This window comes from Kocuria oxytropis (assembly GCF_040981195.1).
Lineage (GTDB): Bacteria > Actinomycetota > Actinomycetes > Actinomycetales > Micrococcaceae > Kocuria > Kocuria oxytropis.
Genome location: NZ_JAVFXA010000009.1, coordinates 107791 through 133816, shown reverse-complemented (window position 1 = coordinate 133816; position 26026 = coordinate 107791). Strand labels below are relative to the sequence as shown.

The 26026-nt window shown below is 72.9% G+C and carries 21 protein-coding genes and 2 tRNA genes; 18 read left to right on the top strand and 5 right to left on the bottom strand.

What is annotated here, in order from left to right; genetic code table 11:
- The first annotated feature begins 109 nt into the window (after positions 1–109).
- The 4 genes from QYM41_RS11035 (at position 110) to ettA (ending at position 3547) form a co-directional block, all read left to right on the top strand.
- Positions 110–340, top strand: coding sequence for a hypothetical protein (locus tag QYM41_RS11035; RefSeq protein WP_368799782.1), 231 nt, complete (start codon positions 110–112; stop codon positions 338–340).
- A 379-nt stretch (positions 341–719) separates the two neighbouring features.
- Entirely contained in the window at positions 720–854 is a 135-nt protein-coding gene (locus tag QYM41_RS11030; RefSeq protein ID WP_368799781.1) for a hypothetical protein, read from the top strand.
- 272 nt (positions 855–1126) lie between these two features.
- A complete protein-coding gene (locus QYM41_RS11025) occupies positions 1127–1750 on the top strand; it encodes a single-stranded DNA-binding protein (protein WP_368799780.1) in 624 nt (207 codons plus the stop codon).
- A 114-nt stretch (positions 1751–1864) separates the two neighbouring features.
- A complete protein-coding gene (gene ettA / locus QYM41_RS11020; RefSeq protein WP_368799779.1) occupies positions 1865–3547 on the top strand; it encodes an energy-dependent translational throttle protein EttA in 1683 nt (560 codons plus the stop codon).
- 271 nt (positions 3548–3818) lie between these two features.
- Here the strand turns inward: ettA and QYM41_RS11015 are convergent, their stop codons facing one another.
- Positions 3819–4709 carry an acyl-CoA thioesterase gene (locus QYM41_RS11015; RefSeq protein WP_368799778.1) on the bottom strand — a complete coding sequence of 297 codons (891 nt, stop codon included), beginning with the start codon at positions 4707–4709 and terminating at the stop codon, positions 3819–3821.
- Positions 4710–4784: 75 nt separating this feature from the next.
- On the opposite strand from QYM41_RS11015, the gene QYM41_RS11010 reads away from it, so the two are divergent.
- Together QYM41_RS11010 and QYM41_RS11005 are read left to right on the top strand one after the other, a co-directional pair.
- Positions 4785–5270 (top strand): acyl-CoA thioesterase, encoded by a 486-nt coding sequence (locus QYM41_RS11010; protein ID WP_368799777.1) that lies wholly within the window; start codon positions 4785–4787, stop codon positions 5268–5270.
- 5 nt (positions 5271–5275) lie between these two features.
- Positions 5276–5944 (top strand): DUF8185 domain-containing protein, encoded by a 669-nt coding sequence (locus QYM41_RS11005; protein ID WP_368799776.1) that lies wholly within the window; start codon positions 5276–5278, stop codon positions 5942–5944.
- 14 nt (positions 5945–5958) lie between these two features.
- On the opposite strand, the gene QYM41_RS11000 is transcribed toward QYM41_RS11005, so the two are convergent.
- Positions 5959–6378 carry a globin gene (locus QYM41_RS11000; protein ID WP_368799824.1) on the bottom strand — a complete coding sequence of 140 codons (420 nt, stop codon included), beginning with the start codon at positions 6376–6378 and terminating at the stop codon, positions 5959–5961.
- A 149-nt stretch (positions 6379–6527) separates the two neighbouring features.
- Entirely contained in the window at positions 6528–9095 is a 2568-nt protein-coding gene (pepN, locus tag QYM41_RS10995) for an aminopeptidase N (RefSeq protein ID WP_368799775.1), read from the bottom strand.
- 231 nt (positions 9096–9326) lie between these two features.
- Here pepN and QYM41_RS10990 point away from each other — a divergent pair, with 231 nt between their 5' ends.
- The 3 genes from QYM41_RS10990 to QYM41_RS10980 all read left to right on the top strand — a co-directional run bounded on the left by QYM41_RS10990 (position 9327) and on the right by QYM41_RS10980 (position 11548).
- Positions 9327–9848, top strand: a complete 522-nt coding sequence (locus tag QYM41_RS10990; RefSeq protein WP_368799774.1) for a ribose-5-phosphate isomerase — start codon at positions 9327–9329, stop codon at positions 9846–9848.
- Complete coding sequence (locus QYM41_RS10985) at positions 9849–10739, top strand: Fpg/Nei family DNA glycosylase (protein ID WP_368799773.1); 891 nt, start codon at positions 9849–9851, stop codon at positions 10737–10739. It abuts the gene before it with no gap.
- A 167-nt stretch (positions 10740–10906) separates the two neighbouring features.
- Complete coding sequence (locus QYM41_RS10980; protein WP_368799772.1) at positions 10907–11548, top strand: class I SAM-dependent methyltransferase; 642 nt, start codon at positions 10907–10909, stop codon at positions 11546–11548.
- A gap of 100 nt (positions 11549–11648) precedes the next feature.
- Here the strand turns inward: QYM41_RS10980 and QYM41_RS10975 are convergent.
- Positions 11649–11719 (bottom strand) — tRNA-Gly (locus tag QYM41_RS10975).
- Positions 11720–11945: 226 nt separating this feature from the next.
- Here QYM41_RS10975 and QYM41_RS10970 point away from each other — a divergent pair.
- The 6 genes from QYM41_RS10970 to QYM41_RS10945 all read left to right on the top strand — a co-directional run bounded on the left by QYM41_RS10970 (position 11946) and on the right by QYM41_RS10945 (position 17280).
- Positions 11946–12018 (top strand) — tRNA-Pro (locus QYM41_RS10970).
- Positions 12019–12127: 109 nt separating this feature from the next.
- Positions 12128–13570, top strand: coding sequence for a trigger factor (gene tig / locus QYM41_RS10965; RefSeq protein WP_368799771.1), 1443 nt, complete (start codon positions 12128–12130; stop codon positions 13568–13570).
- A 192-nt stretch (positions 13571–13762) separates the two neighbouring features.
- The gene (locus tag QYM41_RS10960) at positions 13763–14443 is read left to right on the top strand and encodes an ATP-dependent Clp protease proteolytic subunit (RefSeq protein WP_368799770.1); all 681 of its coding nucleotides are present in this window, start codon (positions 13763–13765) and stop codon (positions 14441–14443) included.
- A 61-nt stretch (positions 14444–14504) separates the two neighbouring features.
- Positions 14505–15182, top strand: a complete 678-nt coding sequence (locus tag QYM41_RS10955) for an ATP-dependent Clp protease proteolytic subunit (RefSeq protein WP_298585071.1) — start codon at positions 14505–14507, stop codon at positions 15180–15182.
- A gap of 142 nt (positions 15183–15324) precedes the next feature.
- On the top strand, positions 15325–16620 hold the full coding sequence (clpX, locus tag QYM41_RS10950) for an ATP-dependent Clp protease ATP-binding subunit ClpX (RefSeq protein ID WP_368799769.1): 1296 nt from the start codon (positions 15325–15327) through the stop codon (positions 16618–16620).
- A gap of 63 nt (positions 16621–16683) precedes the next feature.
- Positions 16684–17280, top strand: coding sequence for a mycothiol-dependent nitroreductase Rv2466c family protein (locus QYM41_RS10945; protein WP_368799768.1), 597 nt, complete (start codon positions 16684–16686; stop codon positions 17278–17280).
- A 78-nt stretch (positions 17281–17358) separates the two neighbouring features.
- Here QYM41_RS10945 and valS read toward each other — a convergent pair whose 3' ends face one another.
- The gene (gene valS, locus QYM41_RS10940; RefSeq protein ID WP_368799767.1) at positions 17359–20019 is read right to left on the bottom strand and encodes a valine--tRNA ligase; all 2661 of its coding nucleotides are present in this window, start codon (positions 20017–20019) and stop codon (positions 17359–17361) included.
- An 84-nt stretch (positions 20020–20103) separates the two neighbouring features.
- Between valS and QYM41_RS10935 the strand changes: the two genes are divergently transcribed.
- The 3 genes from QYM41_RS10935 (at position 20104) to QYM41_RS10925 (ending at position 25983) form a co-directional block, all read left to right on the top strand.
- Complete coding sequence (locus QYM41_RS10935; RefSeq protein WP_368799766.1) at positions 20104–20883, top strand: SDR family oxidoreductase; 780 nt, start codon at positions 20104–20106, stop codon at positions 20881–20883.
- 382 nt (positions 20884–21265) lie between these two features.
- Entirely contained in the window at positions 21266–24613 is a 3348-nt protein-coding gene (ileS, locus tag QYM41_RS10930) for an isoleucine--tRNA ligase (protein ID WP_368799765.1), read from the top strand.
- Positions 24610–25983: a bifunctional folylpolyglutamate synthase/dihydrofolate synthase gene (locus QYM41_RS10925; protein WP_368799764.1), complete on the top strand. Its 1374-nt coding sequence runs from the start codon at positions 24610–24612 to the stop codon at positions 25981–25983. Before ileS ends, QYM41_RS10925 begins: the two co-directional genes overlap by 4 nt.
- Positions 25984–26026: the final 43 nt, after the last annotated feature.

Sequence of the window (26026 nt, the reverse complement as noted above, 5' to 3'; positions counted from 1 at the left end):
CACCTCGGCGACGGTCCCGGCGGCAGCCCGCCGGGGCGGCCGCAGTTCCCGGACGGGGTGCCGGGGCGGCCACGGGCCTCGTGTCCGGATCCGATCAGGGGGAGGAACCATGAGCGTCACCATCATCAGGCAGTGGACGGGCCGGGGGGTCCGCTACTACCACTACGACACGGTCGAGGAGGCCGCGGAGGACACCAGGGACTTCATCGTCCGGCAGCTCGGCGAGGACGTCGATCCCGAGCGACTGGAGACCATCATCCGGGGGATCGTCGAGCTGCACAGCATGCACCTCGACTTCAGGGGGGACTGCGTGGTCGTGGAGCCGGGGCTCGCGGCCTAGCCAGGCGGCCGCAGGGCGTCGCTGCCGTGGGCGGCGGCGACGCCAGGGCCGGAGCGGCCGGGCCGCGAAGCCCGCCCGGTCGAGTGCCCCGGGGCCGGGCCGTCCCCACTGCACCGCGGGATCCGTGCGCCGGCGCTCCGGCACCGCCGGCCACGGACGGCGCCCGGCCGCACGGTGCCGCGGGGCCGGATCGACGGGGCGTCCGGGGGGAGCGGTGCCGGACCCGGCGCTCCGGCCGGCCGGCGGGCCGGAGAAGTCGGCGCGCGGTGCATCCACAGGATCCCCCGCGCCGGTAGTAGGGGTGAGGACACCTGCGCAGGATGTCGTCCGGCAGGTCGCCACCTGCCCGGCGTCTGCAACGAACATCGAGGTGAGTCCGATGGCTCGGATCCGGCTCTGCCCGTGCGGCGCTCCGCCCTTCTACGGCCCGTGGTGCTGGGCGTGCTCCCACGAGCAGGAGCGGCGCCGGGAACCCCTCGGGGTCATCGCCTGGAACGCCGGCGACATCGACTGAGAGCACGGGAACAGGCCGGCTCCACGGACTCAGCGGCCACCGGCCCACCGGAGCCACCGGCCCGCCGGGTCCGCCGGAGGCACCGGCCCGCCGGCCTCCACCGCCACCGGCCCACCGGACTGCACAGCCCCCATCCCTCCGGCGACGACGGGCCCGCCGTCCACAGCCGGCGGTGACCGGCCACCGGCTCACCCGGACTCCACGCACCCTGGGTGCACCCCGCCACCGGGGCCAGCACCGGCCGGAGCGGCCGCCGTCCAGAGGAGTTCCCGATGACCGAGCAGATCACCGTCCGCGGCTACGTGGCCACGGATCCCGAGTCCCGCAACCTGCCCGACGGCACCGTGGTGGTGACCTTCCGCCTGGCCTCCACCCCGCGCTGGTTCGACCAGCAGGCCGGGTCGTGGCGGGACGGGCACACCAACTGGTTCTCGATCCAGGCGTTCCGGGCCCTGGGGCTCAATGCCCTGGCCAGCATCAAGAAGGGGCAGCCCGTGGTGGTGGTCGGCAAGCTCAAGGTCCGGTTCTGGGAGGGCGAGCACGGGCGCAACACCGCCGTGGACGTGGATGCGGTGTCCATCGGCCACGACCTCGCACTGGGGACAGCCTGCTTCCAGCGAACGGTCAGCTCCGCACCGCCCGCCGAGGAGTTCGGGGCCGCGCCGGCGGGGCAGTCCGGGACCCCCTCCGCCGGGCAGGCGGGACACCCGGTCGCGGCGCCGCCCGAGGACGGCGCCGCGGAGCGTCCCCCGGCGGCCGCGGCTCCGGACGGATCCCCGGCGGAGGAGCACGAGGACCCGGCGGTCCCGGAGGGCGTCGACCCGCAGACGGGCGAGCTCCTCGGGGCCGGCAGCGGGGCGCTCCGGCGTCCCCGGCGGCAGCCGGCGGCCACCTGAGCCCGGCCGGCGAGGCCGTCCGGGGCGCGGGGGCCGCAGGGGACCGGGGGTGCCCGCGTCCCCGTCCCGTCCCCCCGCCCCTGGGCCGCCGCGGAGCGGGGTAGCCTGGAGGGCATGGCGGAATTCATCTACACAATGTCCAAGGCCCGCAAGACCGTGGGCGACAAAGTCATCCTGGACGACGTCACCATGTCGTTCTACCCCGGCGCGAAGATCGGCGTCGTGGGCCCCAACGGGGCCGGCAAGTCCACCATCCTCAAGATCATGGCCGGCCTCGACCAGCCCTCCAACGGTGAGGCCCGGCTCAGCCCCGGCTACACCGTGGGCCTCCTGCTGCAGGAGCCGCCGCTGAACGAGGAGAAGACCGTCCTCGGCAACGTCGAGGAGGGCGTGGGCGAGATCAAGGCGAAGGTCGACCGCTTCAACGCGATCTCCGAGGAGATGGCCCAGCCGGACGCCGACTTCGACGCCCTCATGGAGGAGATGGGCAGGCTCCAGGAGGACATCGACGCCGCCAACGCCTGGGACCTCGACTCCCAGCTGGAGCAGGCGATGGACGCCCTGCGCTGCCCGCCGCCGGACGCCGACGTCACCGTCCTCTCCGGCGGTGAGCGCCGCCGCGTGGCCCTGTGCAAGCTGCTGCTGCAGAAGCCGGACCTCCTGCTGCTCGACGAGCCCACCAACCACCTGGACGCCGAGTCCGTGCTGTGGCTGGAGCAGCACCTGAAGGACTACCACGGCGCCGTCATGGCCGTGACCCACGACCGGTACTTCCTCGACCACGTGGCCGAGTGGATCTGCGAGGTCGACCGCGGCCGCCTCTACGGCTACGAGGGCAACTACTCGGCCTACCTCGAGACCAAGCGCGCCCGCATGGAGGTGCAGGGCAAGAAGGACGCCAAGCAGGCCAAGCGTCTGGCCGACGAGCTCGACTGGGTGCGCTCCAACGCGAAGGGCCGGCAGGCGAAGTCGAAGGCCCGCCTGGCCCGGTACGAGGAGATGGCCGCCGAGGCCGAGAAGACCCGGAAGCTGGACTTCGAGGAGATCCAGATCCCGCCGGGGCCCCGTCTGGGAAACCTCGTGATCGAGGCGAAGGACCTGCAGAAGGGCTTCGGGGACCGCTCCCTGATCAAGGGCCTGTCCTTCTCCCTGCCGCGCAACGGCATCGTGGGCGTCATCGGCCCCAACGGCGTCGGCAAGTCCACCCTGTTCAAGACCATCGTGGGCCTCGAGGAGCTGGACGGCGGGGAGCTGCGGATCGGCGACTCGGTCAAGATCTCCTACGTGGACCAGAACCGCGCGAACCTGGACGCCAACAAGTCCCTGTGGGAGGTCGTCTCGGACGGCCTCGACTACATCAACGTGGGCAACGTGGAGATGCCCTCGCGCGCCTACGTCTCGGCGTTCGGCTTCAAGGGCCCGGACCAGCAGAAGAAGGCCGGCGTGCTCTCCGGCGGGGAGCGGAACCGGCTGAACCTGGCGCTGACCCTCAAGCAGGGCGGCAACCTGCTGCTCCTCGACGAGCCCACGAACGACCTCGACGTCGAGACCCTCGGCTCGCTGGAGAACGCGCTGCTGGAGTTCCCGGGCTGCGCCGTGGTCGTCTCGCACGACCGGTGGTTCCTCGACCGGGTCGCCACCCACATCCTGGCGTGGGAGGGCACCGACGAGGAGCCGGACCGCTGGTACTGGTTCGAGGGCAACTTCGAGTCCTACGAGGCCAACAAGGTGGATCGTCTCGGCGCCGACGCCGCGCGGCCGCACCGGGTCACCCACCGCCGGCTGACCCGCGACTGAGTCGTCCCGCCCGGAGGGCGCCGGTCCCGCGGGACCGGCGCCCTCCGTCGTGCCCGCGCGGCACCACGCGCGCGGGCACGACGGATCCCTGCGCAGCTCGCGCGGGGGCCCAGTGGACCCCGGGGGAAAGCTCAGCGGACTCCGGGGAGGCCCAGTGGACCCCGGGGAAGCCCAGCGGACTCCGGGGCAGCTCAGCGGCCCCCGCAGAACCTCTGTGGCCCTCAGGGGAAGCTCTGCGGCCCCCGGAAACCTCAGTGGAACTCGGGGAACCTCAGTGGAACTCGGGGAAGCGCATCATGCCCTCCTGGGCCGTCGTGGCGACGAGCCGTCCGTCCCGGGAGAACATCCGCCCCACCCCGAGACCGCGGGCCGAGGACGCGTTGGGGGAGGACTGCACGTACAGCAGCCACTCGTCGGCGCGCGCCTCCCGGTGCCACCACATCGCGTGGTCGAGCGAGGCGAGGTTCATCCCCGGCTCGATCCACGTCCTGCCGTGCAGCCGGAGCACCGGCTCCAGGAGGGTGTAGTCGCTCGCGTAGGCGAGCGCGGCGCGGTGGATGTTCGGGTCGTCCGGCAGCGGCTTGAGGGTCTTGATCCACACGGCGTTGAACGGCTCCCCGCGCGAGTCCGGTTCGAAGTAGATCGGCTCGGTGATGTAGCGCATGTCGAAGGGCCGCTCGTGGGCGATGGCCTGCGCCTCGGGCGCGTCGATGTGGCCCAGCAGCTCCACGGCACTGGGCAGGGACTCGGGCTCGGGCAGGTTCTGGGGGCACTCGTCCTGGTGGTCCAGTCCGCGGGCCGGCACCTGGAAGGAGGCGATGGCCGAAAGGATGGCGCGACCCTCCTGGTAGGCGTGCACGCGGCGGGCGGAGAAGGAGCGCCCGTCCCGGATCCGCTCCACCCCGAACGTGATCGGCCGGGACACGTCCCCGGCGCGCAGGAAGTACCCGTGCAGGGAGTGCACGATCCGCTCCGGCTCCACGGTGCGCATGGCGGCGGTCACGGCCTGCGCCAGGACCTGCCCTCCGTAGACCCGGCCGCGCGCGGGGGAGATGGAGTGGCCCACGTAGATGTCCTCGAGCGTGCGCGCGCCACCCCCGTCCGCGAGATCGAGCATGTCGAGCAGGGCCTGGGTGGGGTCCGGGAGAGGGCTGTACGTCATGGGCCTCACTCTAACCAAGCGGGCGGCCCCCGCCACGGCGCGACCGGAGTGCCGCGGTGTGATGGGATGGGGGTCATGTCATCGCTGCTGATCCCCATCCAGATGCGCTTCGGCGACATCGACAGCTACGGCCACGTCAACAACGTCACCATGCTCCAGTACCTGGAGGACGCCCGCGTGCGGCTCATGTCCCGGCCGCTGCCCGAGGGCGCCGTGGCCGGCGCGCCCGCGGACGCCACGTTCCGCTCCCTGCTGGGCGAGCGGATGACCGTGATCGGCCGGCAGGAGGTCGAGTACACGGAGCAGCTGCTGTACCGCGCCGATCCCGTCTTCGTGCGCGTGGGCGTCTCCTCCGTGGGCGGGTCGAGCTTCGTGCTGGACTACGCGGTCCAGGAGGAGGACGGCTCCCGGGTCTACGCGGTGGCGCAGACCGTGGTCGTGGTGATCGACCGGGAGACCGGACGGTCCACCCGCCTCGACGAGGCGCCGCGCAGCGCGCTCGCCCAGTGGGCGGACGCCCCGGCCCGCTTCGCCCGCCGCCCCGTGCCGGCCCAGGCCTGAGCGCCGTGAGCCGGTCCCTTCCCCTCACGGACCCGCGGGACGTCGCCGACCTGCGGACCTACCTGTCCCGTGCCCGCGGCGTCGACCCCCAGGGCGCGGTGCGCTTCCAGGCGCGCGGGCGGGCCCTCGGCGTCTACGTGTGCGTGCTCGAGCCCCACGGGCTGCTCGACAGCACGCCCACGGTGCTGGGCCTGCGCACCGCGGCGCTGGCCGAGGAGCAGGTCCTCGACGTCACCGTCCCGCTCGGCGGGGTGCTCGACCGGATGCCGCGCCAGGACCAGGACGCCACGGAGGTCGGCCTGCCCCCCATGGACGCCACCGTCACCTGGGCGGGCATCGCGCCGCCCCTGAGCGGGTGGTCGCCGGTGGGCGCCGTCGCCGGGGACGAGCTGCGGGAGGCCGCCCGCGCCGGGATCGCCGAGGTGGCCCGGGCCGTGCCCACGGACGCCGGCGCCGCCGTCGTGGACACCGTGCGCTCGCAGGTCTGGGGCCGTTCGTCCGGGTGGGCGGACGCCCTCGCCGGTCGGCTGAGCGGTGCCGCACCGCCGGACGGCGCCGCGTTCGCCGCGTACTCGCTCGGGTTCCTGCGCCCGGGCACCGACGTGGCCGTGGCCGAGAACGGCCGCTGGGTGCGCCTGAGCACCCCCGGAGGGCACGTCCTCGCCAAGCGCTGAGCCCGGCGCCGGGCTCAGCCGGGCCGGTTGACCATGGCGTGGGCGGCCCGGTCGAAGTAGTCCCAGATGATCCCGTCGTGCAGCGGGGAGAGCTCGAGGGTGTCCAGGGCCGCGCGCATGTGCCGCAGCCACGTCTCGCGCGCCCACGCGTCCACCGGGAACGGCATGTGCCGCATCCGCAGCCGCGGGTGACCGCGGCGCTCGGAGTAGGTGGTCGGCCCGCCCCAGTACTGCTCGAGGAACATCCGCAGGCGCTCCTCGGCCGGCCCGAGGTCGTCCTCCGGGTAGAGCGCGCGGAACCGCTCGTCCTCGGCCACCCGGACGTAGAACTCGTGCACGAGCTTCACGAACGTCTCGTGCCCGCCCACCTGCTCGTAGAACGACGACGACGTGCCCGCCTCGGCCTGCTCCCGCTCGTCGCCGACCTGGGGCACCGGCCGGCGCAGCTGGGACAGCGGGGCTCCCACGGAGAAGGACCGCGCCCCGGGCGGGGCGGCGGCGGCCGGGTCGGTGCGCGGGCCTGCGCCGGGACCGGGCTCGCCGGGGCCGGGCTCGCCGGGGACCGGGTGCTGCGTCCCGCCGCTCATGCGCGCGCCACCTGGGAGGCGGCGTCCACGGCCTGCGCGCGGACCGCGCGGGCGGTCGCGTCGCGCCGCTCGAGCACGAGCCGCCGCAGCCCGTGCAGGTCCTCCGGCAGGTCCGCGAGGAACGCGTCCGTGGCGTCCACCGTCTGCTGGGCGGGGATGTTGGGGTACATGCCGACCGCGATCTGCTGGGCGAGCTCGTGCGTGCGGGTGCGCCACACGTCAGGGATCGCCGCGAAGTACCGCTCGGCCCACGGCTCCAGCAGCGAGGGGTCGGCCGCGGTGCGGAACCCGTCGATCGCCGCGTCCTGGATCGAGTTGGGCAGGGATCCGTCCACCATGATCTGCTGCCAGGCCCGGGCCTTGGCCTCGGGCGTGGGGATCGCGGCCCGGGCGCGTGCGGCCGCGATCGCGCCGTTCTCGGTGTCGTCCTCGGCGAGCATCCGGTCCACGGCCTCGTCGCCGAGGCGTCCGCCGGCGCACAGGGCCGTGAGCAGGCTCCAGCGCAGGTCGGTGTCCAGCGGCAGGCCGGGCAGGGAGCGCCGGCCGTCGAGGAGCTGCTCGAGGACGTCGAGCTGGTCCCCGGTGCGGGCGTGCCGGGCGAAGGCCCGCAGGAACTGCAGCTGCCGATCGGACCCGGCCTCCGCCTCCTCGGTCAGGCGCAGCAGCCGGTCGGCGGCGCCGTGCACGGTGGCCTCCCGCGCGGACTCCGCCACGTAGCCGTCGAGCACGGTGTCCAGCTGGCGCAGCTGCACCTGGACGGCGGTCGAGGACGTCTCGTGGGCGACGGTGCCCAGCACGAGCTCCACGTAGCGGCGGGCGGGCGTCTCGCCGTCGTGCACCCCGTCCCACACGGAGGCCTGGACGAGGGCGCGCGGGAGCGTGTCCTCGAAGTTCTGCAGGTGCGTGAGGGCCGTGTCCAGGGAGCACTCGTCGAGCCGGATCTTCGCGTAGGCGAGGTCGTCGTCGTTGAGCAGCACGAGGTCGGGCATCTCCCGCCCCACCAGCTCGGGCACCTCCGTGGACGCGCCGTCGACGTCGAGCTCGAGCCGGTGGGTGCGCACGAGCCGGCCCCGCTGCGCGTCGTGGTCGTAGAAGCCCACGGCCAGCCGGTGCGGGCGCAGCGTGGGGTGCTCCGCGGGAGCGGTCTGCTCGATCCGGAAGGCCCGGATGATCCCGTCCTGGTCGGTCTCCAGGACCGGGGTCAGGGTGTTCACCCCGGCGGTGCCGAGCCACTGGGCGGCCCACTCGTCGAGGTCCCGGCCGCTGGCCTCCTCGAGCCGGACCAGGAGGTCGCGCAGCTCGGTGCTGCCCCACGCGTGCTCCAGGAAGTAGCGGTGCAGCCCGGCCATGAACTGCTCCTGGCCCACCCACGCGACGAGCTGCTTGAGCACCGAGGCGCCCTTGGCGTAGGTGATGCCGTCGAAGTTGACCAGCACGTCCTCGAGGTCGCGGATCTCCGCCACGATGGGGTGCGTGGTGGGCAGCTGGTCCTGCTCGTAGCCCCAGGACTTCTCCCCGGCGGCGAACGTGGTCCAGGCGTCGGTCCACCGGGTGTGCTCCGCGGCCGCGAGGGTCGACATGAACTCGGCGAAGGACTCGTTGAGCCACAGGTCGTTCCACCAGCGCATGGTCACGAAGTCGCCGAACCACATGTGGGCGAGCTCGTGCAGGATCGTGACGGCCCGCCGCTCCACCCGCGCCCGGGTGGGTCGCGACCGGAAGACGTAGAGCTCCACGAAGGTCACCGCGCCGGCGTTCTCCATGGCCCCGGCGTTGAACTGCGGGACGAACAGCTGGTCGTACTTCTCGAACGGGTAGGGCACCCCGAACTGCGCCTCGAAGAACTCGAAGCCCTGCTTGGTGACCCCGAACATCTCCTCGGCCTCGACGTGCTCCATGAGCGAGCGCCGGGCGTAGAGGCCCAGCGGGATCGTGCGGCCGTCGGCGCTCGTGAGCTCGTCGTGCACGGACGCGTACGGGCCGGCGATCAGCGAGGTGACGTAGCAGGGCACCACCGGCGTGGGCGCGAAGGACCACGTGGCGGTGCCCTCGCCGGCGGGCCGGGGCTGCGGGGTGGGCTGGGTCGAGACCACGGTCCAATGCGCCGGGGCCGTGACCGTGAACGCGAAGCGCGCCTTGAGGTCCGGCTGCTCGAACACGGCGAAGACCCGGCGGGTGTCCGCCACCTCGAACTGGGTGTAGAGGTACACCTCGTCGTCGACCGGGTCCACGAACCGGTGCAGGCCCTCGCCGGTGTTCATGTACCGGCAGTCGGACTCGACCGTGAGCACGTTGTGCTCCGCGAGTCCCGACAGCTGGATCCGGGCCCCGTCCGCCACCTCGGCGGGGTCGAGCTCGGCGCCGTTGAGCACCACGGAGTGCACCGTCTCGGTGATCGCGTCGATGAACGTCGCGGCGCCCGGGCTCGCCCGGAAGCGCACGGTGGTCGTGGAGCGGAAGAGCCGCTCGCCGCGGGTGAGGTCGAGGACGACCTCGTAGGCGTCCACCGCCACGGTCTCGGCCCGCGCGGCCGCCTCCTGGCGGGTCAGGTTGGTTCCGGGCACTTCAGCGCCGTCCTCTCGTCGGGGTCGGGATCACGTGGGGGTCGGGGCGTCCGCGACCGGCGGGCCGCAGGGAGTCGTCCCATTATGCCCCCCGGGCCCCGGCCGCCGCGGGAGCCCCCGGCCCGTCCGCGCGGCCGCGGCACCCGATACGCTGGAGGGCGGCCGGACCTCCTCCGCGGGTCCGCGCCTCGATCCCGCCCCGTTCCCGCGAACCCCAGGAGCACGCCGCCCATGCGCGTCCACATCGCCACCGACCACGCCGGCCTGGACCTCTCCCGCTACCTGGTGGAGGAGCTCGTCGCCGCCGGCTACGACCTCGTCGACCACGGCCCCGCCGAGTACGACGCCCTCGACGACTACCCCGCCTTCTGCATCAGCGCCGCGCGCGCCGTCGTGGCGGACCGGGAGGCCGGGCTCGACTCCCTCGGGATCGTGCTGGGCGGATCCGGCAACGGGGAGCAGATCGCCGCCAACAAGGTGGCGGGCGTCCGGGCCGCGCTGGCCTGGAACCTGGACACCGCCCGGCTGGCGCGCCAGCACAACGACGCGCAGGTCGTGGCGGTCGGCGGGCGCCAGCACCCGCGGGAGGAGGCGCTGGAGATCGTCCGGGCGTTCCTGGCGGAGCCCTTCTCCGGCGACGAGCGCCACGTCCGCCGGATCGGGCAGATCGGCGAGTACGAGTCCACCGGCACGGTCGCCGGCAGGCTCGAGGAGCTGCGCCCGCGCGAGTTCCCGGCCGCCCGGGAGGCCTGAGTGCCGGAGGGCCACTCGATCCACCGGCTCGCCCGCCAGTTCGGGGACTGCTTCGCGGGCCAGGCCCTGTCCGTGAGCTCCCCGCAGGGACGCTTCGCCGCCGGGGCGGCCGCCCTGGACGGCGCCGTGCTCGAGGGCGCCCGCGCCCACGGCAAGCAGCTCTTCCTGGACTTCGCCGGGGACCGCGTGCTGCGCTCGCACCTCGGTCTCTACGGCGCGTGGAGCTTCGGCGGCACCGACCGCTTCCGCGGTGCCTCCTCGATCGGGGCGCCGCGCCGGATCGGCGAGCGGGAGTGCCACGACGACGGCGCCCCCGCGGCCGGCCCGCTGCGGCCGCCGCCTCCGGTGGGGGCGGTGCGCGTGCGGCTGGTGGGCGACGAGGGCTGGGCCGACCTGCGCGGGCCCACGCTGTGCGTGCTCGAGAGCCGCGCCGGGGCCGAGGCGGCCCGGGCGCGGCTCGGCCCGGACCCGCTCGACCCCCACGCGGACCCCGAGGCCTTCGTGGCCGCGGTCCGGCGCAGCCGCCGGCCCGTGGGCGCTCTGCTCATGGACCAGGCGGTCGTGGCCGGGGTGGGCAACATCTTCCGGGCGGAGTCCCTGTTCCGGCGCGGCCTCGACCCGCTGACCCCGGGGCGGGCCCTCGGCGCGGCCCGGCTGCGGGTGCTCTGGGCGGAGAACGCCGCCCTCATGCGCACCGGCGTCCGGCTCGGCCGGATCGTGACGACCGACCCCGAGGACCGTCCGGGCACCGGGGAGGAGCAGGCCTGGCCCGAGCACGCCCACCTGGTCTACCGGCGCCAGGGCCTGCCGTGCCGTCGTTGCGGCACGCCCGTGGCCGCGGGGGAGCTGGCGGGGCGCACGCTCTACTGGTGCCCCTCCTGCCAGGGCTGAAGCCGGACCCGCAGGGGCGAGGCAGAGCCGACGGCGGGCACGCCCCACCGGCGCCCGTTCCGCCGGGGAAGGCCGGGCCCGGGCCCACGGGGGCGGGGCCGCCGCCGGCCGGCACGCCCCACCGGCGCCCCCTCCGCCCGGCGCCGCCGCCGGGCTATCCTGCTCCCGTGAGCAGCTGCTGCGGTCCCGGAGGCTACGAGGGCGTGTTCGGGCCGCGGCTCGCCCGCCACCTGGCCGCCCGCTACCGCCGCTCCGGCCCGGACCGGACCACGCGGCGGCTGCTGTCCTTCCTGGAGTCGCGCGGCATCGAGGGGGCCGGCGTGCTCGAGATCGGCGGCGGGGTCGGGGAGGTCCAGCTCGAGCTGCTGCGCCGCGGGGCGGCCCGCACCACCAACCTCGAGCTCGTGGACTCCTACGAGGCCGAGGCCGCGGCGCTCGCCGCGGCGGCCGGGACGAGCGGCCGCACGGACCGGCGCCGGCTCGACATCGCCGCCGACCCCGGGGCGGTGGGGCCTCACGACGTCGTCGTCCTGCACCGGGTGGTGTGCTGCTATCCCGACCACGAGCGGCTGCTCGCGGCCGCCGCCGACCACGCGCAGCGGCTCCTGGTGCTCAGCTTCCCGCCGCGGACCCCGGCGGTCCGGGCGTCCCTGGCCGTGCTCAACGCGTTCTACCGGGTGAGCGGCCGGTCCTTCCGCAACTACGCGCACCCGCCCGAGGCCATGCTCGCCGTGCTGCGCGAGCACGGCCTGCGACCCGTGTACGCCCACCGCGGCCGGTTCTGGCGCGTCGTCGGGCTGGTCCGCTGAGCCCCGCGCGCACCGGCCGGCGGTCCCGGCCGACGGGGCGCGGGCCCCTGAGCACGACGAACGCCCCGGTCCAGGAGGACCGGGGCGTTCGTGCACGGCGAGGGGATGACGGGAATCGAACCCGCGTAATCAGTTTGGAAGACTGAGGCTCTACCATTGAGCTACATCCCCGCAGGGCGCTCTGCCGAGGCCATTCCCATTAACCGGCCCGGCGCGCGCGGTGTCAAATCCCGGGGCCCGGACGGACCGCCGGAGCAGGGTGGACGGAGCGCGTGCCGGCGCCCGCCCGAGCGTCTCCGCGGGCCGAGGTGCGGCCCCGTCCGCCCACCCGGTAGACTCGCCGGTGGTCCGTGCTCGTGCACCGGACCGCAGTCGTTGCAGCCCAGGCTGCAGGTACCGGGGCGTAGCGTAGTGGCTAGCGCGCCTGCTTTGGGAGCAGGAGATCGCAGGTTCGAGTCCTGTCGCCCCGACGTTGGAGCGGCTGCCCGGTCCCGCCGGGCAGCCGCCTTCCCGACTGTCCCGGGCCGGAGAACGGCCCCCGAAGACCCAACCGACCTACCACTCAGGAGTGCAGCGGAAGTGAAGAGCGCCGTCGAGAAACTCAACCCCACCCAGGTCAAGATCGTGGTGGACGTCCCGTTCGCGGAACTGAAGCCGTTCATCGACCAGACCTACACCTCGCTCGCCAACCAGATCCAGGTCCCCGGCTTCCGCCGCGGCAAGGTTCCGGCGCGGCTGATCGAGCAGCGCGTGGGCTTCGACTTCGTCGTCGAGAACGCGCTCAACGAGGGGCTGAACACCTTCTTCCAGCAGGCTCTCGCGGAGAACGAGATCACCCCGCTGACCCAGCCCCAGGTCGAGGTCGTCGCGAAGCCGGACGAGGCGAACCGCGAGGCCGACACCAAGGTCGAGATCGACGTGGCCGTGCGCCCCGAGATCGAGCTGCCCGAGTACAAGGGCCTCGAGGTCGAGGTCGAGGCCCGCGAGGCCTCCGCCGAGGACGAGCAGAAGGCCCTCGACGAGCTGCGCGGGCGCTTCGGCACCCTCAAGACCGTGGACCGGCCCGCCGCCGAGGGCGACTTCGTCACCCTGGACCTGCAGGCCCTGGTCGACGGCGAGGAGGTCGACGCCGCCAACGACCTGTCCTACCAGGTGGGCGCCGGCACGATGCTCGAGGGCATGGACGAGGCCATCACCGGCCTCTCCGCCGACGAGGACGCCACGTTCGAGACCACGCTCGCCGGCGGCGAGCACAGCGGCGAGGCCGCGACCGTCAAGGTCAAGGTCACCGCCGTCAAGGAGCGCGAGCTGCCCGAGGCGGACGACGAGTTCGCGCAGCTGGCCTCCGAGTTCGACACCATCGAGGAGCTCAAGGAGGACCTGAAGAAGCAGGCCGCCGAGGGCGCCGTGGTGGAGCAGGGCGTCGAGGCCCGCGACAAGGTCCTGGAGAAGCTGCTGGCGCTCGTGGAGATCCCCGTGCCGCAGGCCGTGATCGACGAGCAGATCGCCCAGCACTTCGACAACCCGCAGGCCGAGGCGGACCACGACACCCCGGACCACCGCGCCGAGGTGCAGAAGAACGCCGAGGACGCCTTCCGCAACGAGATCGTGCTGGACGCGGTCGCCGAGGCCGAGGAGATCGGCGTCGAGCAGTCCGAGCTGATCGACTACATCATCAACATGTCCCAGCAGTACGGCATGGACCCGAACCAGTTCGCGCAGCTGCTGGACTCCTCGGGCCAGGCCGGTCTGATGGTGGGCGAGGTGCGCCGCCGCAAGGCCCTGGCCAAGGTCCTGGAGTACGCCACGGTCACCGACACCGCGGGCAACACGGTGGACCTCTCCGAGTTCGTCCGCCCGCAGGGGGAGGAGCAGGCGGGGGAGCCCGCCGAGGAGGTCGAGCCGGAGGAGACCACCGCGGCCCCCACCCCCGGCACCGAGGAGGAGTCCGCCGACTCGCCCGAGTCCGCCGACTCCCCGGAGTCCGCCGACTCGGCCGACTCCCCGGACTCCGCCAAGTGACCCGCTGAGAACGCCGCACGAAGGCGCCGCCGTCCCGTCCGGGGCGGCGGCGCCTTCGTGCGCGGCGGGTCCGTGGCCGCGACCATGCGCCATCAGCGAACATCCCGGACGGGGACCGGCCCGGACCCGGAGCGGGCACTAGTGTTCTGTTCAGAGATCACCGGACCACACGGACGAAAGAGGCACAGTTCCATGACCTCCGCTCACGAGTCGCCGTTCGGCTCGACCCACGCACCCTCCACCAGCCCGCGACTGCAGGGCGGCGGCCCCATGGGCGGCCAGGACGACTACGTCTACAACCGGCTGCTCAAGGAGCGCATCATCTGGCTGGGCTCCGAGGTGCGCGACGACAACGCGAACCTCATCTGCTCGCAGATGCTGCTCCTCTCGGCCGAGGACCCGCAGGCGGACATCTTCCTGTACATCAACTCCCCGGGCGGCTCCGTCACCGCCGGCATGGCCATCTACGACACCATGCAGCTGATCCCGAACGACGTGGTGACCGTGGCCACCGGCCTGGCCGCGTCGATGGGCCAGTTCCTGCTCTCCTCCGGCACCAAGGGCAAGCGCTACTCCACCCCCAACGCCCGGATCCTCATGCACCAGCCCTCCGGCGGCATGGGCGGCACGGCCTCGGACATCCGGGTGCAGGCCGAGCTCATCCTCTCGATGAAGCAGCGTCTCGCCGAGCTCACCGCCGAGCAGACCGGCCAGACCCTCGAGACGATCCTCCGGGACAACGACCGCGACAACTGGTTCGACGCCCAGCGGGGCCTCGAGTACGGCTTCTTCGACCACATCGCCAGCACGGCCGGGTCCATGACCGGCGGCGGCGGGACCATGAAGGACCAGGACACGAAGGACCAGGGGTAGGACCGCGGCGGTCCCACCCCTCCACCCGGCACGCTCTTCCAGACCTCCGAGGAACTCAACCATGACCTTCACCCACGGACCCTCGTCCACGGCCGGTTCCGCGGCCGCCCTGCCCACCAGCCGCTACGTGCTCCCCGACTTCGAGGAGCGCACCCCCTACGGGTACCGCCGGCAGAACCCCTACACCAAGCTGTTCGAGGACCGGATCATCTTCCTGGGCGTCCAGGTCGACGACGCCTCTGCCGACGACGTCATGGCCCAGCTGCTGGTGCTCGAGGCGCAGGACGCCGACCGGGACATCACCATGTACATCAACTCCCCGGGCGGGTCGTTCACCGCGATGACCGCGATCTACGACACGATGCAGTTCATCCGCCCCGAGGTGCAGACGGTCTGCCTCGGCCAGGCCGCGTCCGCGGCCGCCGTGCTGCTCGCCGGCGGCACCCCGGGCAAGCGCCTGGCCCTGCCGAACGCCCGCGTGCTGATCCACCAGCCGGCCATGTCCGGGCAGGGCGGGGGACAGGCCTCGGACATCGAGATCCAGGCCAACGAGATCATGCGCATGCGCGAGTGGCTCGAGGAGACCCTGGCCCTGCACTCCGGGAAGACCGCCGAGGAGGTCAATCGGGACATCGAGCGGGACAAGATCCTGACCGCGGCCGCGGCCCAGGAGTACGGGATCGTGGACCACGTCCTGGAGTCCCGCAAGATCCACAAGCCCGCGACCGTCACCTCCTGACCCGGGCACCCCGGCCCGGACGACCCCGGTGCGCCGCGACCCGACCGGTCGCGGCGCACCGGGGCGTCCCGATGTTGGGGCCGGGCCCGGTCCTCGCCTATCCTGGACGAGGATTCCCGTACCCCGACCAGAGGACTGTTTCATGGCGCGCATCGGCGAGACCGCGGATCTGCTCAAGTGCTCCTTCTGCGGCAAGAGCCAGAAGCAGGTCCGCAAGCTCATCGCGGGCCCGCGCGTCTACATCTGCGACGAGTGCATCGAGCTGTGCAACGAGATCATCGAGGAGGAGCTGAGCGAGGTCAAGGACCTCGAGCAGCAGGAACTCCCCACGCCCCACGAGATCTACGAGCACCTGCACCAGTACGTGATCGGGCAGGAGACCGCCAAGCGCGCCCTGGCCGTGGCCGTGTACAACCACTACAAGCGGGTCCGGGCCGGCGAGAACGGCAAGCCCCTGTCCCTGGCCACCGCGGCCGGTGACGAGGACGTCGAGATCGCGAAGTCCAACATCCTCCTGGTGGGGCCCACCGGATCGGGCAAGACCTACCTCGCGCAGTCCCTGGCGCGCAAGCTCGACGTCCCCTTCGCGGTCGCCGACGCCACGTCCCTCACCGAGGCCGGCTACGTGGGCGAGGACGTCGAGAACATCCTGCTCAAGCTCATCCAGGCGGCGGACTACGACGTCAAGCGCGCCGAGACGGGCATCATCTACATCGACGAGATCGACAAGATCTCCCGCAAGTCCGAGAACCCCTCGATCACCCGCGACGTCTCCGGGGAGGGCGTGCAGCAGGCCCTGCTGAAGATCCTCGAGGGCACGGTGGCGTCGGTGCCCCCGCAGGGCGGGCGCAAGCACCCCCAGCAGGAGTTCATCCAGATCGACACGACCAACGTCCTGTTCGTCGTGGCGGGCGCGTTCGCCGGGCTCGAGGACATCGTGGAGTCCCGGGCCGGGCGCACGAGCATCGGCTTCGGCGCGGACCTCAAGCAGGCCGGCACCCGGGACGAGGTGATGGCCGACGTCATGCCGGAGGACCTGCTGAAGTTCGGCCTGATCCCCGAGCTGATCGGCCGCCTGCCCGTGGTGACCACGCTGCGGGAGCTGTCGGTCGCGGACCTCACCCGCATCCTCACGGAGCCGCGCAACGCGCTCGTGAAGCAGTACAAGAAGATGTTCCAGCTGGACGGGGTCGAGCTGACCTTCGACCCCGAGGCGCTGACGGCCGTCGCCGAGCTCGCGATCCGGCGGGGCACGGGCGCGCGCGGGCTGCGCGCCATCCTGGAGGACGTGCTGCAGCCGGTCATGTTCGAGCTCCCCAGCCGGGACGACATCGCGGCCGTGCTGGTGACCGCCGAGGCCGTGGCCAAGCAGGCCGAGCCGGAGGTCATCACCCACGAGATGATCCGCGAGGAGCAGAACCGGAACAAAACCGCCTGACGCGTGGCTTCTACTCGGTGACGTGTCCGCCGCCCGGGCGGACGCCCGTACGAGAGGAAGCCGATGACGGACAAGGTGGAGTTCTGGTTCGACCCCCTGTGCCCCTGGGCCTGGATGACCTCGCGCTGGATGGAGGACGTCGAGCGCCTGCGCGACGTCGAGGTCCAGTGGCGGATCATCTCCCTGGGCATCCTCAACGAGGACAACCCCGACAACCACCACCACGGCCACGAGGAGTCCATGTGGCTGGTGCGCGTGGTCGAGGCGGCCGCGCGCGCCCACGGTGACGAGTACCTGAAGAAGCTCTACGACGCCATGGGCAGCCGGCGCCACCCCGGCGGGGTGGAGGACCTGGAGCGGATCATCGCCGAGTCGCTCGAGGAGCACGGCCTGCCCGCGGAGCTCGCCGCGGCCAAGGACTCCACGGAGTACGACGACGCGCTGCGCGCCTCGACCGAGGCCGCCCAGGCGGTGGCCGGGGAGGACATCGGCACGCCCTGCATCGCGGTCAACGGTGTGGGGTTCTTCGGCCCGGTCTTCACCCCCGCGCCGAAGGGCGAGGACGCCGCCCGGGTCTGGGACGGCTGCCTGGCACTGGTCTCCCACCACGGCTTCTACGAGCTCAAGCGCGGCCGGGACGAGGGCCCGATCTTCGACTGAGCCCGGACACCCCGCCCGCGCGCAGGAGGGCCCGGCCGCCGCGGCGGCCGGGCCCTCTGCGTGTAAGAAACCGAGCCGCTACCGGGCGGGCTCCTCCGCGGGGACGAGCTCGACGTCGCGCACGGCCAGGCCCTCGGGGCCGGCGACGAGCACCAGCTCGGCGGCGTTGCCCGCGGCCTTGAGGTCGCCCAGGCCGGCCTCCAGCCGGGCCACGTCCTCGGCGGAGGCCGTGATGGTCGCCGAGCGCACCTCGGTGCGCTGCTTGACCTTGGCCTCCGACTTGGCCTTGCGCAGCCCGGAGAGGGCCTCGCCCACGGTGGTGAGCACCTCGGGGTCGGCGTCGGTCACGGCGTCCGCGAAGCCCTCGACGCCGGGCCAGGACGCCCGGTGCACGGACCCGGAGCGCCACCAGGACCAGACCTCGTCCGTGGCGAACGGCAGCACCGGGGCGAACAGGCGCAGCAGCGCGTCGAGGGTCGTGGCGAGCGCCGCGTGCACGGACGCCTGCGCCGCCTCCCCGCGGGCGCCGTAGGCGCGGTCCTTCACGAGCTCCACGTAGTCGTCGGTGAAGGTCCAGAAGAACTGCTCGGTGAGCTGCAGGGCCCGGGCGTACTCGTAGTCCCGGAACGCCTGCGTGGCCCGCTCCACGACCGTGGCCAGCTGGGCGAGCAGCGCCCGGTCCACGGCGTCGGTCACCAGCTCCGCGGATGCCCCCGCACCGAGCACGGAGGCCTCCGTGACGCCCTGGGCGAGCACGAACTTCGAGGCGTTGAGCAGCTTGATGGCCAGCCGGCGGCCGATCTTCATCTGCCCCTCGTCGTAGGCGGTGTCCGCGCCGAGCCGGGCGGAGGCGGCCCAGTACCGCACCGCGTCCGCTCCGTAGTTCTCGAGCACCTCGGTGGGGACCACCACGTTGCCCTTGGACTTGGACATCTTCTTGCGGTCCGGGTCCAGGATCCACCCGGAGAGCGCGGTGTTGGTCCAGGGCACGGTGCCGGCCAGCGACTCGGAGCGCACCACCGTGGAGAACAGCCAGGTCCGGATGATGTCGTGGCCCTGGGGCCGGAGGTCCATCGGGAAGGTGTTGGCGTGCAGCCGCTCGTCGAACGCCCAGCCCGTGGCGATCTGCGGGGTCAGCGAGGACGTCGCCCACGTGTCGAGGACGTCGGGGTCGCCCGTGAAGCCGTGGGGCTGGTCCCGCTGGGACTCGTCGTAGCCCGGGGCGGGGTCCGCGGCCGGGTCCACCGGCAGCTGGTCCAGGGCCGGCAGCACGGGGGAGTCGTAGTCCGGGTTGCCGTCGCCGTCGAGGCGGTACCAGACCGGGAACGGCACCCCGAAGAACCGCTGGCGGGAGATCAGCCAGTCGCCGTGCAGGCCCTCGATCCAGTTCTCGTACCGGGAGCGCATGAACGCCGGGTGCCAGTCCATCTCGCGCCCGCGCGCCAGCAGCGCCTCGCGCCGGTCGGCGTCGCGGCCGCCGTTGCGGATGTACCACTGGCGGGAGGTGACGACCTCGAGCGGCTTGTCGCCCTTCTCGTAGAAGTTCACCGGGTGCATGACCTTGCGGGGCTCGCCCACCAGGTCCCCGGACTCGCGGAGCATCTCCACCACGGCCTGCTGGGCCGAGAAGACGGTCCTGCCCGCCACCTCGGCGTAGCGCTCGGCCGGGGCGCCGGCGGCGATCCACTCCGGGGTCTCGCTCGCGAAGCGGCCGTCACGGCCGATCAGCGCCCGGGTCGGCAGGTCCAGCTCCCGCCACCACGTGACGTCGGTGAGGTCGCCGAAGGTGCAGATCATGGCGATCCCGGAGCCCTTGTCCGGCTTGGCCAACGGGTGCGCCTTCACCTCGACCTCGACGTCGAACAGCGGCGAGCGCACCGTGGTGCCGAACAGCGGCTGGTAGCGCTCGTCGTCCGGGTGGGCCACGAGGGCCACGCACGCGGGCAGCAGCTCGGGGCGGGTGGTCTCGATGTGCACGGGATCGCCGTCGGGACGGTGGAACGCCACCCGGTGGTAGGTGCCCTCGCGCTCCCGGTCCTCGAGCTCGGCCTGGGCCACGGCGGTGCGGAAGGTGACGTCCCACAGGGTGGGGGCCTCGGCCATGTAGGCGTTGCCCGCCTCCAGGTCCTGCAGGAAGGCGCGCTGGGAGACGGCCCGGGAGCGGGCGTCGATGGTGCGGTAGGTGCGGGTCCAGTCCACGGACAGGCCCAGGGTGGAGAAGAGGTGCTCGAAGACCTTCTCGTCCTCGACGGCCAGCTCCTCGCAGAGCTCGATGAAGTTCTTCCGGGAGACCACGTCCCAGTCGCGCTGGTTCTTCGCGGGCTTCTCCGGCGGGCGGTAGCCCTCGACGTAGGGGCGGGTGGGGTCGCAGCGCACCCCGTAGTAGTTCTGCACGCGGCGCTCGGTGGGCAGGCCGTTGTCGTCCCAGCCCAGCGGGTAGAAGACGTTCTTGCCGCTCATCCGCTGGAAGCGGGCGATCACGTCGGTCTGGGTGTAGGAGAACATGTGGCCGACGTGCAGGGAGCCCGAGGCGGTCGGCGGGGGCGTGTCGATCGAGTAGACCTGCTCGCGGGTCGTGTCCTCGTCGAACGCGAACGTGCCCTCCTCGCGCCACGTCCGCGCGTACTTCTGCTCCAGTCCCTCCAGCGCGGGCCGGTCGGGAACGGTCACGGGCGTGGTGGCGGGCGTGGTCTCCGGTGCGGTTCCGGGCGTGTCTGTGCCCTGCGTGTTGTCAGCCATGCGGACCAGTCTCTCACGAGCCCCGCCGCGCGCCCCGCCCCCCGGGGCTTGGGCCGTGCCCGGCGCCGGGCTAGCGTGAGGTCCATGACCGAACAGCAGAGCTCGAACACGCACACCGGCCGGGTCGCCGTCGTCACCGGCGCGTCGACCGGCATCGGGGAGGCCACCGCGCGCGAACTGCGCCGCGGCGGCTGGACCGTCTACGCGGTGGCCCGCCGCGCCGAGCGCCTGGAGGCGCTCGCCCGTGAGACCGGGGCCGTCCCCGCCCCGTGCGACATCACCTCGGACGCCGACGTCGAGGCGCTCCGCGACCAGGTGCTGGAGGAGCAGGGCCGCGTGGACGCCCTGCTCAACATCTCCGGCGGCGCCCGCGGCACCGACCGGGTGGCCGATGCCCGCACCGAGGACTGGGAGTGGATGTACCAGGTCAACGTGCTGGGGACGATGCGCATGACCCGCGCCTTCCTCCCCGCCCTGCGCGCCAACGGCGAGGGCACCGTCCTGAACCTCACGTCGCTCGCGGCGCACCGGGCCTACGAGGGCGGCGGCGGCTACAACGCCGCGAAGTACGCCGAGCGGGCCATGACGGAGGCGCTGCGGCTGGAGGAGGCCGAGCACAACGTGCGCGTCGTCGAGATCGCCCCGGGCCTGGTGCACACCCCGGAGTTCTCCCTCAACCGCCTCGGCGGGGACCGGCAGGCCGCGGATCAGGTGTACGCGGGCGTGGACAAGCCCCTCACCTCCGAGGACGTCGCCCAGGTCTGCGCGTTCGCGGTGAACCTGCCCCACCACGTGGACCTCGACACCGTGACGATCAAGCCGGTGGCCCAGGCGGCCCCCCACAAGCTGATCCGCGGCCGGTAGCGCTCCCCTCCACCTCCTCCACCTCCTCCACCCCCCCCCCGCCGAGGTCGCAACTGCCGGCGACCGGGCGCGCCCCGGTCGCCGGCAGCTGCGACCTCGGCGGGGGGTCGCGTGGGTTAAGATGAGGGGCAGTCATCACGGCGTCGATCCGGCCATCACCGGGGAGCCTTCGGAAGAACAGGCCCGCCCCGCCACGGGGAGGGCCCCAGTAGAACCGAACGGGTAAGCCCGTCACAGCAGTCACGAGCGGCGTCCCGCCTCTCCTCCGGGGAGCGGGGCGCAAGCGAGGTGGTACCGCGTTCCGCCCCGGGCGACCGGCCGGCAGCGTCCTTGCACCCTGACCCGCACGAGCAGCACCGACGTCAGAACGAGGATGGACCCCGTGTCAGACCGACCTGTCTACCCCAAGGCGACCACCGACCCCGAGGCCCGCGGCGTGCCCGCGGTGCCCGCGTTCCCCGCCGTGGAGGAGCGCGTCCTGGCCTACTGGGCGCAGGACCGCACGTTCCAGGCCAGCGTGGACCGGCGCGACCCGGGGCGGGACGGCTCCAACGAGTTCGTCTTCTACGACGGCCCGCCGTTCGCCAACGGCCTGCCGCACTACGGCCACCTCCTGACGGGCTACGTCAAGGACCTCGTGGCCCGCTACCAGACCCAGCGGGGCCGCCGGGTGGAGCGCCGCTTCGGCTGGGACACCCACGGGCTGCCCGCCGAGCTCGAGGCGATGAAGCAGCTCGGGATGGCGGACAAGCAGGAGATCGAGCGGATGGGCGTCGCGGCGTTCAACGACGCCTGCCGCTCCTCGGTGATGCGGTACGCCTCGGAGTGGCAGGACTACGTCACCCGCCAGGCCCGCTGGGTCGACTTCGACAACGACTACAAGACCCTCAACCCCGAGTACATGGAGTCCGTCGTCGCGGCGTTCAAGGCCCTCGACGACAAGGGCCTGGTGTACTCCGGCTACCGCGTCCTGCCCTACTGCTGGAAGGACGAGACCCCGCTGTCCAACCACGAGCTGCGGATGGACGACGACGTCTACCAGGACCGCCAGGACCAGACCGTCACCGTCACCTTCCCCGTGCTCGACGACGGCTCGTGGGCGGTCCGCCCGGAGCTCGCGGCGGAGCTCGCCGGGGTCGAGGCCCTCGCCTGGACGACCACGCCCTGGACGCTGCCGACCAACCAGGCCATCGCCGTGGGCCCCGACATCGTCTACGCCGTGGTGCCCGGGGCCGGCGAGCTCGCAGGCCGCCGCTTCCTGGTGGCCGAGGAGCTGCTGGGGGCCTACGCCAAGGACCTCGGCTGGGGGGAGGCCGAGGACCCGGCGGCGGCCGCGGCCGCCGCCGTGACCGCCCGGTACTCCGGTGCCGACCTCGAGGGGCTGCGCTACCAGCGGCTCTGGGACTACTTCGCCGACGCCGAGCGCTTCGGCACGGCCACCTCCTGGCAGTTCGTGGTGGCCGACTACGTCACCACGACCGACGGCACCGGGCTGGTGCACCAGGCGCCCGCCTACGGCGAGGACGACCAGAACGTCTGCGCCCGCTACGACATCCCCGTGGTGCTCTCCCTCGACGAGTCCGGGGTCTTCTACCGGCTCTTCGAGGACGAGCGGCTCGCCCCGGGAGCGCCCCTCGCCGGCATCGCCGGGCGCAACGTCTTCGACAAGGACGTGGCCCGCACCGTGGTGCGGGACCTCAGGGCCCAGGGCCGGCTGGTCCGCGAGGCCAGCTACGAGCACCCCTACCCGCACTGCTGGCGCTGCCGCAACCCGCTCATCTACCGTGCCGTGTCCTCCTGGTTCGTGGAGGTCACCCGGATCAAGGAGCGGATGGTCGAGCTCAACCAGCAGATCACCTGGATCCCGGAGAACGTCAAGGACGGGCAGTTCGGCAAGTGGCTGGAGAACGCCCGCGACTGGTCGATCTCCCGCAACCGGTACTGGGGCACGCCCATCCCGGTGTGGGAGTCCGACGACCCCGAGCACCCGCGCCGCGACGTCTACGGATCCCTCGCCGAGCTGGAGGCCGACTTCGGCCGGCTGCCGCGCAACGACCGGGGCGAGGTGGACCTGCACCGGCCCTGGATCGACGAGCTGACCCGCCCGAACCCCGACGACCCGACCGGCGCCGCCACGATGCGGCGCGTGCCCGAGGTGCTCGACGTCTGGTTCGACTCCGGGTCGATGCCCTACGCGCAGGTGCACTACCCGTTCGCGAACCGGGAGTGGTTCGAGACCCACAACCCCGGCGACTTCATCGTGGAGTACATCGGCCAGACCCGCGGCTGGTTCTACACGCTGCACATCCTGGCCACCGCGCTGTTCGACCGCCCGGCCTTCCGCAACGTCATCAGCCACGGCATCGTGCTGGGCTCGGACGGGCAGAAGATGTCGAAGTCGCTGCGCAACTACCCGGACGTCAACGAGGTCCTGGACCGGGACGGCGCCGACGCGATGCGCTGGTTCCTGATGTCCAGCCCCATCCTGCGCGGCGGGAACCTCGTGGTCACCGAGCAGGGCATCCGCGACGGCGTGCGCCAGATGATGCTGCCGCTGTGGAACGTCTACCACTTCTTCGGGCTGTACACGAACGCCGCGAACGGCGGCGCCGGGTACGAGGCGCGGACCCGTCACGAGTCCGAGAACGTGATGGACCGCTTCGTGCTCGCCGCCACGGGCCGGCTCGTGACGGACGTGCAGGCGGCGTTCGACCGCTACGACGTCTCGGGCGCGGCGGAGCACCTGCGCGCCTACATGGACACCCTGACCAACTGGTACGTGCGCCGCTCCCGGGACCGGTTCTTCGACGAGGACACGGTCGCGTTCGACGTGCTCTACACGTGCCTGGAGACCGTCTGCCGGGTGGCGGCCCCGCTGCTGCCGCTGGTGGCGGAGGAGATCTGGCGCGGGCTGACCGCCGGGCGCTCGGTGCACCTGACCGACTGGCCCGACGCCTCGCTGTTCCCCGACGAGAGCGACCTGGTGGCGCGGATGGAGACGACCCGCACGATCTGCTCCAACGGCTCGGCCCTGCGCAAGGCCCACCAGCTGCGGGTGCGGCAGCCGCTGGCCGGGATGACCGTGGTGGTGCCCGGCGGCGACGAGCTGGCCGGCACCTTCGAGCACATCGTCGCGGACGAGCTGAACCTCAAGTCCGTGACCCTGCTCGACGCCGAGAAGGCCTCCGCGGAGCAGTTCGGCATCTCCCAGCAGCTGAAGGTCAACGCCCGCGCCGCGGGTCCGCGGCTGGGCAAGGGCGTGCAGGCCGTGATCAAGGCCGCCAAGGCGGGGGACTGGTCCACCGCCGAGGACGGCACCGTCACCGCCGGCGGCACCCCGCTGCAGGCGGGCGAGTACGAGCTCGAGACCGTCGTGGCGCAGGACGCGGAGGCGGGCTCCCGCGCCGTCACCGTCCTGCCGGGCGGCGGTTTCCTCGTCCTCGACACCGAGCTCACCCCCGAGCTCGAGGCCGAGGGCACCGCCCGTGACATGGTCCGGGCGATCCAGCAGGCCCGGAAGGAGGCGGCCCTGCAGGTCTCCGACCGGATCCGCACCGTGGTCACCGCGGACGAGGGGACGGTCGCCGCCCTCGAGGCCCACCGAGGCCTGCTCGCCGGGGAGACGCTCTCCGCCGAGCTCGAGCTGCGCGTGGGCGAGCCGTCCCTGACGGTGTCCGTCCTGGGCACCGCCCGGACCGCGGGCGCCGGCACCGGGGCGGTGCAGGCGTGAGCGCCCCCTTCGCCTCGCCCGGCGACGCCTCCACCGTCGAGGAGGTCTACGCCCGGCTGCTCGAGCGCGCCCCCGAGAACCGGATGGCACCGCGCCTGGACGCGATGCGCCGGGCCATGGAGGTCCTGGGCGAGCCGCAGCGCGCCGCCCCGGTGATCCACCTGACCGGCACCAACGGCAAGACCTCGACCGCCCGGATGGTGGAGGCCCTGCTGCTGGCCCACGACCTGCGGGTGGGCCGCTACACGAGCCCGCACCTGTCCAGGGTCACGGAGCGGATCAGCGTGGACGGCGCGCCCGTCGACGACGACACGTTCGTGCGCGTGTTCGGCGAGATCGCCCCGTACCTCGGCCTCGTGGACGCCGAGCTGGCCGAGCGGGGCGAGCCCCGGCTCAGCTACTTCGAGACCGTCACGGCGCTCGCGTTCGCGGTCTTCGCGGACGCGCCGGTGGACGTCGTCGTCCTGGAGGTCGGCATCGGGGGCTCCTGGGACGCGACGAACGTGGCCGACGCCGTGGTCTCCGTGGTCACGCCCGTGGACCTCGACCACACCGACATGCTCGGCGACACGCTCGGGGAGATCGCCGCGGAGAAGGCCGGGATCCTGAAGCCGGGCGGCTTCCTCGTCTCGGCCGCGCAGGACCCGGAGGCCGCCGAGGTGCTCCTCGCCCGCGCCCGCGAGCTCGGGGTCCCGTTCCGCTTCGGCGGCGTCGAGTTCGGCGTGGAGTCCCGGGCCACGGCCGTGGGCGGGCAGGTGCTGGCCCTGCAGGGCCTGGCCGGGCGCTACCCGGAGGTCCTGCTCCCGCTGTTCGGCGCCCACCAGGCGGAGAACGCCGCGCTGGCCGTCGCCGCCGTGGAGGCGTTCCTGGGCGGCGGGGACAGGGAGCTCAACGCCGAGCTGGTCCGCACGGGCCTGGGCGCCGTCGAGTCCCCGGGCCGGCTGGAGCTGGCCCGCAAGGCCCCGCCGGTGGTCCTCGACGCCGCGCACAACCCGCACGGGCTCACCGCCGCGGCGGCCGCGCTCAAGGAGGCCTTCACCTTCGGGAAGCTCAATCTCGTGGTGGGGGTCCTCCGGGAGAAGGACGCCGAGGCGATGCTGCGGACCCTCCTGGACGAGTACGAGGAGTTCCACACCGAGTTCTGGTTCACCCGGTCCTCCTCGCCGCGGGCGGTCGACCCGGAGGAGCTCGCGGAGCTCGCCGTGGACCTCGGCTTCCCGGAGGACGTGGTCCACGCCGTCCCGCAGCTGGACGACGCGATGACCGAGGCCGTCCAGGACGCCGCCGCCCGCCCGGAGTTCGACGGCGCCGTGCTGGTCACGGGCTCGATCACCGTGGTCGGCGAGGCCCGCACCCTGCTGGGGCTGTGAGCGTGCGCCGCGCCCCGCACCGACCCCACCGCCCCCAGGAGAG

What these genes read in the sequence shown, in the direction of transcription:
- QYM41_RS11025 (WP_368799780.1), top strand. Translation starts at nt 1,127, where the DNA reads ATGACCGAGCAGATCACCGTCCGCGGCTACGTGGCCACGGATCCCGAG.
- valS (WP_368799767.1), bottom strand. Translation starts at nt 20,019, where the DNA reads ATGGCTGACAACACGCAGGGCACAGACACGCCCGGAACCGCACCGGAG.
- QYM41_RS10935 (WP_368799766.1), top strand. Translation starts at nt 20,104, where the DNA reads ATGACCGAACAGCAGAGCTCGAACACGCACACCGGCCGGGTCGCCGTC.
- QYM41_RS11035 (WP_368799782.1), top strand. Translation starts at nt 110, where the DNA reads ATGAGCGTCACCATCATCAGGCAGTGGACGGGCCGGGGGGTCCGCTAC.
- QYM41_RS10945 (WP_368799768.1), top strand. Translation starts at nt 16,684, where the DNA reads ATGACGGACAAGGTGGAGTTCTGGTTCGACCCCCTGTGCCCCTGGGCC.
- QYM41_RS10955 (WP_298585071.1), top strand. Translation starts at nt 14,505, where the DNA reads ATGACCTTCACCCACGGACCCTCGTCCACGGCCGGTTCCGCGGCCGCC.
- QYM41_RS11015 (WP_368799778.1), bottom strand. Translation starts at nt 4,709, where the DNA reads ATGACGTACAGCCCTCTCCCGGACCCCACCCAGGCCCTGCTCGACATG.
- QYM41_RS10960 (WP_368799770.1), top strand. Translation starts at nt 13,763, where the DNA reads ATGACCTCCGCTCACGAGTCGCCGTTCGGCTCGACCCACGCACCCTCC.
- clpX (WP_368799769.1), top strand. Translation starts at nt 15,325, where the DNA reads ATGGCGCGCATCGGCGAGACCGCGGATCTGCTCAAGTGCTCCTTCTGC.
- QYM41_RS10990 (WP_368799774.1), top strand. Translation starts at nt 9,327, where the DNA reads ATGCGCGTCCACATCGCCACCGACCACGCCGGCCTGGACCTCTCCCGC.
- QYM41_RS11030 (WP_368799781.1), top strand. Translation starts at nt 720, where the DNA reads ATGGCTCGGATCCGGCTCTGCCCGTGCGGCGCTCCGCCCTTCTACGGC.
- ettA (WP_368799779.1), top strand. Translation starts at nt 1,865, where the DNA reads ATGGCGGAATTCATCTACACAATGTCCAAGGCCCGCAAGACCGTGGGC.
- QYM41_RS11010 (WP_368799777.1), top strand. Translation starts at nt 4,785, where the DNA reads ATGTCATCGCTGCTGATCCCCATCCAGATGCGCTTCGGCGACATCGAC.